General features: G+C 39.4%; 1 protein-coding gene. It reads left to right on the top strand.

Annotation, left to right across the window (positions count from 1 at the left end):
- The first annotated feature begins 119 nt into the window (after positions 1-119).
- A complete protein-coding gene (locus tag DBR11_RS28445) occupies positions 120-1805 on the top strand; it encodes a RagB/SusD family nutrient uptake outer membrane protein (RefSeq protein WP_108555905.1) in 1686 nt (561 codons plus the stop codon).
- The last annotated feature ends 98 nt before the right edge of the window (positions 1806-1903 follow it).

Consider the following 1903-nt stretch of genomic DNA (forward strand, 5'->3'; position numbering starts at 1 on the left):
ATCTAAGGGAACCTTAGGTGGAAATTTTGATCCAGAAGATGGTTATCGTAATGAAGGGACCTATCCATTCAATAAAGTCTATTCTCTGGGTTTAAACGTCAAATTTTAAAAGAAACATCATGAAAAAATATAATATAAAAAGTAGCGGCCTAATTTGGATATTGTTGATTTTTATAGCAATCAACGGTTGCAAGAAAGACCTGAACCTGGTGTCACAAGACAGTATTACAGATGCCACTTTCTGGAAAACAGCGGGTGATTTCAAACTGGCTGCCAATAATATGTACAGGGGCCTGGATGGTTTTGGTTCGGAGGATACGGAGTCAGATATTGCCTTTAGCTTTCCCAATTCCGTAAGTAATGGCAATTTACAACCTTCCGAAACCTCCGGTCAGTGGACCAACAGCTACAATTATATAAGGTCTGCAAATAATATTATTGAAAAGGGGGCAGGAAACACGGATGCAGAAATCAAAAAATATGTTGCAGAAGCCAAGTTTTTCAGGGCGTGGTATTACTGGAAGTTATTTAGGATTTATGGAGGTGTTCCATTAATTACAAGGGTGTTGGCTGCAGATGATCCTGCTTTGTTTACACCAAGGTCGTCTCGTACCGAAACAGTTGATTTGATCTTGAAAGATCTGAGTGAGGCCAGCAATGATTTACCTGTTCAATCTGATCTTTCTGCTCCGGATATTGGACGAATAACCAAAGGAGCTGCACTGGCCTTAACTTCCAGAGTCGCGTTATTTGAAGGTACCTGGGAAAAGTACAGGGGGGATGCAAATGCAGCTAAGTATCTTGATGCTGCTATTTTGGCCGCTCAGGGAATTATAAATAGTGGCGTTTACAGCTTGTATTCAGGAAGTGGGCCCCAGAGTTATCGCTATTTATTTATTGAAGCAGGGGATGATTCCAGGGAATCTATATTGGATCGGAGGTATGCAAGAAATATATTTGGACAAGACGCGCCCTATGCCTATGACTCTGATGGGTATAATCCCACCCGCAAGATGGCTGATCTTTATTTGGATAAAAATGGTTTGCCTATTTCTTCACCAGGTACAGTTTTTAAAGGGTACGGTACTTTTGTTTCAGAATTTCAGGACAGGGATCCAAGAATGACAATGACTATGATCGTACCAGGGACTTTGACCAACAGGGTTTTCTTTCCTGTCACAAAGATAGCCAACTGGCCGGATCAACCGCAGCGAAATTTTAATACAGGTTATATTTTATATAAGTATATGTCAGAAGATCCAGTGGCTAATAATTCTGGTAGAAATGGAGATGCCAGCCTTTTTGATTTTGACAGACATCTTATTCGTTATGCGGAGGTATTGTTAATTTACGCTGAAGCGGTTTACGAAAAGAATGGTTTTATAGGCGATAATGACCTCAATATTTCCATCAATAAACTTAGAGACAGAGTGAATATGCCTCATCTAACCAATTCCTTTGTAAATACTAATAACCTAAATATGCAAGCGGAGATCAGACGAGAAAGGACTGTTGAACTCTCTCTTGAGGGCTTTAGATACGATGATCTAAGGAGATGGAAAATAGCTGAAACTGAACTTAAAGCTGATATTAAGGGAATTAAAATTGCAGGAACAGAATGGGCTGGAAAGACGCCATACAGCGATCCCAGTTATTTGACTAAGGTGGATGCAAATGGTTTTCTCATTGCAGAAACAAACAGACGTTTTGATGCGGGTAAAAATTATTTACAACCTTTACCAACGAAGGAAGTTGCTTTTTATTCGGCTAATGGAAAAAAACTGGAACAAAACCCAGGCTGGTAATTTTTTATGAGGGACGAACAAAAATATAATAGATGAAATTCAGATTAATAATTCAACTAACTGGCCTGTTTTTACTCGTCTTTTCTAGTGTGCAAGGG

Origin of the sequence: Pedobacter sp. HMWF019, from assembly GCF_003061025.1 — a bacterium.
In the GTDB taxonomy this organism is placed as follows: Bacteria; Bacteroidota; Bacteroidia; order Sphingobacteriales; family Sphingobacteriaceae; genus Pedobacter.